Origin of the sequence: Arenimonas sp. (genome assembly GCF_022842045.1) — a bacterium.
Classification (GTDB): Bacteria; Pseudomonadota; Gammaproteobacteria; order Xanthomonadales; family Xanthomonadaceae; genus Arenimonas.
Genome location: NZ_JALHQI010000109.1, coordinates 1 through 4,930, shown reverse-complemented (window position 1 = coordinate 4,930; position 4,930 = coordinate 1). Strand labels below are relative to the sequence as shown.

Here is a 4,930-nt window from a genome sequence, read left to right as displayed (position 1 = left end):
CTCGCGTCGAGCTGCAGCGCGTCGGCCACCCGCGGCAGGTCCTGGCCAAAGCCACCGCGCGCCGCGCCCGGCGCCGCCGCGGCGTCCGCACCCGGCGGTGTGTAGCGCAGCGCCGCGTTCGGAACCCGCAGCACGCCCTCGCGGCGGCTGACCACGATCTCGGCGCTGGCGGTCATGCCCGGCAGCAGGCTCTGGTCGCGGTTGTCGACCTGCACCACCACCGGGTAGCTGATGACGTTGGCGGTGGACGTGGCCGACAGCCGCACCTGCTTCACCTCGCCCTGGAACTGGCGGTCGGGGAAGGCATCGACCGTGAACGACACCGGCAGGCCCTCGCGGATCTGGCCCACGTCGGCCTCGTCGATGCTCAGGTCGATCTGCATCTGCCCCAGGTCCTCGGCGATCTGGAACAGCACCGGCGTCTGGAAGCTGGCCGCCACGGTCTGGCCGGGCTCGACCGCGCGCAGCAGGATCACGCCCTCCACGGGCGAGCGGATGACGGTGTAGCTGACGTCCAGCCGCGCGTTGTCCACCGCGGCCTGCCGCTGCTGCACGCCGGCCTGCGCGGAGACGACGCGGGCGCGGGCCTGGTCGCGCGCGGCCAGCGCGAGGTCGAGTTCGTTGCGCGCGATCAGCTGGCGCGCGGCCAGGTCGGACTTGCGCACGTAGTCGGCCTCGGCGTTCTTCAGCGTGGCCTGGGCTTCGTTCACCGAGGCGCGCGCGCTGGCGAGGTCGGCCTCGGTCTGCTTCACCCGGCTCTCGAACGGCGCCGGGTCGAGCCTGGCAATCGGTTGGTCCTTGTCGACGCGATCGTTGAAATCCACCAGCACGTCCTGCATCTGCCCCGACACCTGCGAGCCGACGTCCACCGTGGTGGTGGCGCGCAGGGTGCCGGTCGCCGAGATCACCACGCGCACGTCGCCGCGATCGACCGCGCCGGTGCGGAAGCCGCCGCCGGCCTCGGGCGCGCGCGCGCTCCAGGCCCACCAGGCCAGGGCGGCAAGACCCAGCACCGCAGCGGCGATGGCCAGGCGGCGGGAAGGGCGGGAAGCGGGCTGGGCAAGCGACATCGTGGCTCCGGGGTCGAAAGGGGCGGTGGCTGGTCGGAAGAAAACGCGCGGGCGGGCCGCGCGTTGACGCGCGCGACGATTCGCCGGGAAAGATTCAGGCCATCGGCGGCAGCAGCGGGAAGCTGATCGTGGCGACCGTGCCCTTGCCGGCCTCGCTCTCCAGCCGTACCGGCCAGCCGTAGCGCTGCGACAGTCGCTGCACGATCGACAGGCCGATGCCCTGCCCGTCCTTCTTGCGGTCGCCGCCGCGGTAGAAGGGCTCGAACACGCGTGCCAGTTCGTCCGGCGTCATGCCCACGCCGGTGTCGGCCACGGCGATCGAGCCGCGGCGCAGGTAAACGGTGACGCTGCCTTCGTCGGTGTAGTGGCAGGCGTTGCGCAGCAGGTTGCTCAGCAGCACCGAAAGCACGCGTGCCGGCGCATGCAGGTGGAAGTCGTCCTCCTTCACCAGGCGCAGCTCGACCGGCTTGGTGGCGACCAGCACGCGGGCCTTCTCCACCTCTTCCTCGACCACGCTGCTGACCGCGAAATCATCGTCGGGCAGGCCGGTGTCGCCTTCGCGGGCCAGGATCAGGAAGGCTTCGATGAGCGCTTCCATGTCGCGGCCCGCGCCCTGGATGCGCTTGAGCGCGCGGCGGGACATCGGCGTGAGGTTCTCGTCGCCTTCCATCATGTCGCCGGCGACGCGGATCACGGTCAGCGGCGTGCGCAGCTCGTGCGAGGCGTCGCGGGTGAAGTCGCGTTCGCGCTCGACGAAGCTCTCGATGCGGCTGGCGAAGTCGTGCAGCGAGGACGCCAGCACCAGGGTCTCGCCTTCGACGTCCACCGGAAGGTTTTCGGGCCGCAGCGCGCTGGACTCGGGTTTCTTCGGGTCCCAGCGCTGCACCTGGCTGGCGAGCCAGATCACCGGCGAGACCGCGCGCTTGGAGGTGCGGTAGGTGCTCCAGGCGATCACGTAGATCACCACCAGCACGATCGCCAGCGGCGCCATGCCGAACCAGAACGCGAGGCTGTCCACCTGTTCCTGCTTGAACAGCAGGTAGAGCATGTGGCCGTTGCCGTCGCGTTCCACCAGCACCAGCGAGCCACCCTCGGCGCGCGGGAGCGCGTGGAAGCCGACGTCGAGCGGCTTGAGTTTGTCGGGCAGGGCGTCCTGGCTGCCGCCGGCGGGCACCAGGAAGCCGGTCATGTTGTAGGTGTCGGGCACCTGCGCCTGCGAATCGCCGGCCAGGCGCTGCCAGTAGTGCGTGGCCTCCTCCTGCAGCGCGCGCTGGATCAGTACGTGCTTGAGCACCGCCGAGGCGCCGTACACGCCAAGCACGGCGGCGAAGCTGATCGCCGCCGCCTGCAGGATGAAGGCGACCCAGATCTTGCGGCGGAGCCCGGAGCGCGCGGTGGCCATCCCTGGTCCGCGGCTCAGGCGGCCGGCGGCGCGTCGAGGTCGGCGATGCGGTAGCCGGCGGTCTGCACGGTGTGCAGCAGCGGGCGGTCGAAGGGCCGGTCGATGGCCTTGCGCAGGTTGTAGAGGTGGCTGCGCAGGGTGTCGGAATCGGGCAGGCCGTCGCCCCAGATCTCGCGCTCGATGTCGCGGCGCGTGACCACGCGCGGCGACTCGCGCATCAGGATGGTGAGCAGGCGCAGGCCGATCGGCGAGAGCGCGATTTCCTGGCCGGCGCGGGTGACGCGCAGGCTGGCGGTGTCAAGCACCAGGTCGGCCACCTTCAGTACCTCGGCGCTCACCTGGCGGCGGTCGCGGCGGATCAGGGCGCGCACGCGGGCCTCGAGCTCCTGGATGGCGAAGGGCTTGACCAGGTAGTCGTCGGCGCCGGCCTCGAGGCCGTTGACCTTGTCGTTGAGGGTGTCGCGGGCGGTCAGCATCAGCACCGGCGTGGACTTCTTGGCCTCGTTGCGCAGGCGGCGGCACACTTCCAGGCCGTCCAGGCGGGGCAGCATCAGGTCCAGCACGATGACGTCGTAGCTGTTGTCGGCCGCCAGGCGGTAGCCGTCCATGCCGTCGCCGGCGTAGTCGACGCCGAAGCCTTTCGACTCCAGGTACTCGCCGACCATCTCGGACAGGTTTCGGTTGTCTTCGACCACGAGGATCAGGCCGGCCGGGTCATCACGTCGCATGGGGTTTCTCCGGAATGTGAAGAGGATGTCTTCAGCTTTGTGAAGATTACAACCCCACCCCGGTGAGTCGGGCGTGAAGCCCCCGGCAAGGCCGCGTCAAGGCCAGGCGTGGGCACCGCCGCGCGCCGCGCGCCGCCCCCGGCCCCGCCCCGCCCCGCCCGCAAGAAGCGGATCAGAACTTGATGCGGCCGGTGAGCATGTCCTTGAACATGACCCAATCGCCGGCGAAAGAATAGAACGGGTGCTTGAAGGTGGCCGGCTTGTTGTGTTCGAAGAAGAAGTGGCCGACCCAGGCGAAGGCGTAGCCGCTGACCAGCGCGGCCAGCAGCCACCTCGCGTTGAGCGTCACGACCGCGGCGGCCAGGAAACCCAGCGCCACGCAGCTGCCGACGAAGTGCAGGCGCCGGCAGGTGCGGTTCTCGTGCTCGCCCAGGTAATAGGGGTAGAACTCGCGGAAGCTCTGGAAACCCTGGCTCATGACCTGGTGACTCCGGTGACCCTGTGGGAGGGACTTTAGTCGCGATGCTTTTCGGTGGAAAGCATCGGGACTGAAGTCCCTCCCACGGGGGATGGCTTTTCTTCGAGCTTGGCGCGGTTCCAGTAGGCGTCCTGGGCGTCCAGGTCGAGCTGGGCCAAGTCCACGCCCTCGGCGGCGGCCAGCTGCTCCATGCGCCGGAAGCGGCGCTCGAACTTGGCGTTGGCCCGGCGCAGCGCGGCGCCGAAATCCACCTTGGCGTGGCGGGTGAGGTTGGCGACCACGAACAGCACGTCGCCGAGCTCGTCCTCGAGCCGGTCGCGCGCCCCGGCGTCACCGGCCGCCACGGCGTCGAACTCGACCCGCACCTCCTCGATCTCCTCGTGCAGCTTGGCGATCACCGGCGCCGGGCCCGGCCAGTCGAAACCGACCGTGGCGGCGCGCTTCTGCAGCTTCACCGCGCGCTGCCATTCCGGCAGGCCGCGGGTGATGCCGGCCAGCACGCTCATGTCCTGCTCGCCGCGTTCGGCGCGCTCGGCGCGCTTGAGTTCTTCCCAGTTCGCCAGCTGCGCCTCGGCATCGGCCTGCGCGGCGACGTCGCCGAACACGTGCGGATGGCGCCGCACGAGCTTGTCGTTGATGGCCGCCACCACGTCGTCGAAGGCGAAGTGCCCGGCCTCCTCGGCCATGCGCGAATGGAACACCACCTGCAGCAGCAGGTCGCCGAGTTCGTCGCGCAGCTCGGGCATGTCGCCGCGCTGGATCGCGTCGGCGACCTCGTAGGCTTCCTCGATCGTGTAGGGCGCGACGCTGGCGAAGTCCTGCTTCACGTCCCAGGGGCACCCACGCTCGGGGTCACGCAGGCGCGCCATGATGGCGATCAGCTCGCGGATGTCAGCCATGGGGCGAAGCCTCCAGCCAGTCGCGCCAGGGCAGCGCGGGATCGCCCAGCGCGATGAAATCCGGGTTTAGCAGCGAGTCCTTGCGGTTGTAGTCCAGCGGCTGGCCATCGAGGCGCAGCACGGCGCCGCCGGCTTCCTCGAGCACGCACTGCGCGGCCGCGGTGTCCCACTCGCTGGTCGGCCCGAAGCGCGGATAGACGTCGACCAGTCCCTCGGCGATGCGGCAGAACTTGAGCGACGAACCGAGGCCGATGCGTTCGGTCTCGCCCATGCGCCCGAGCGCGGCGGCCGTGCGCGGGTCCAGGTGCGAGCGGCTGGCGGCCACGCGCAGCGGCAGCGCGGCCGGGCGGCGG

6 protein-coding genes are annotated in these 4,930 nt (G+C 70.4%); all 6 read right to left on the bottom strand.

Annotated features, from left to right (window positions below; genetic code table 11):
* Nucleotides 1-1,070 (bottom strand): efflux RND transporter periplasmic adaptor subunit (locus Q0C12_RS14510; protein ID WP_290891439.1); only part of this gene is annotated, 1,070 nt, incomplete at its 3' end.
* A gap of 94 nt (nucleotides 1,071-1,164) precedes the next feature.
* A complete protein-coding gene (locus tag Q0C12_RS14505) occupies nucleotides 1,165-2,472 on the bottom strand; it encodes a HAMP domain-containing sensor histidine kinase (protein ID WP_290891437.1) in 1,308 nt (435 codons plus the stop codon).
* A 14-nt stretch (nucleotides 2,473-2,486) separates the two neighbouring features.
* Nucleotides 2,487-3,200 carry a response regulator transcription factor gene (locus tag Q0C12_RS14500; RefSeq protein ID WP_034213965.1) on the bottom strand — a complete coding sequence of 238 codons (714 nt, stop codon included), beginning with the start codon at nucleotides 3,198-3,200 and terminating at the stop codon, nucleotides 2,487-2,489.
* A 172-nt stretch (nucleotides 3,201-3,372) separates the two neighbouring features.
* Entirely contained in the window at nucleotides 3,373-3,678 is a 306-nt protein-coding gene (locus Q0C12_RS14495; RefSeq protein ID WP_290891433.1) for a DUF962 domain-containing protein, read from the bottom strand.
* A gap of 35 nt (nucleotides 3,679-3,713) precedes the next feature.
* The gene (gene mazG / locus Q0C12_RS14490) at nucleotides 3,714-4,577 is read right to left on the bottom strand and encodes a nucleoside triphosphate pyrophosphohydrolase (protein ID WP_290891431.1); all 864 of its coding nucleotides are present in this window, start codon (nucleotides 4,575-4,577) and stop codon (nucleotides 3,714-3,716) included.
* Nucleotides 4,570-4,930 (bottom strand): inositol monophosphatase family protein (locus Q0C12_RS14485; RefSeq protein WP_290891429.1); only part of this gene is annotated, 361 nt, incomplete at its 5' end. The genes mazG and Q0C12_RS14485, both read right to left, overlap by 8 nt.

What these genes read in the sequence shown, in the direction of transcription:
- Q0C12_RS14505 (WP_290891437.1), bottom strand. Translation starts at nt 2,472, where the DNA reads ATGGCCACCGCGCGCTCCGGGCTCCGCCGCAAGATCTGGGTCGCCTTC.
- Q0C12_RS14500 (WP_034213965.1), bottom strand. Translation starts at nt 3,200, where the DNA reads ATGCGACGTGATGACCCGGCCGGCCTGATCCTCGTGGTCGAAGACAAC.
- Q0C12_RS14495 (WP_290891433.1), bottom strand. Translation starts at nt 3,678, where the DNA reads ATGAGCCAGGGTTTCCAGAGCTTCCGCGAGTTCTACCCCTATTACCTG.
- mazG (WP_290891431.1), bottom strand. Translation starts at nt 4,577, where the DNA reads ATGGCTGACATCCGCGAGCTGATCGCCATCATGGCGCGCCTGCGTGAC.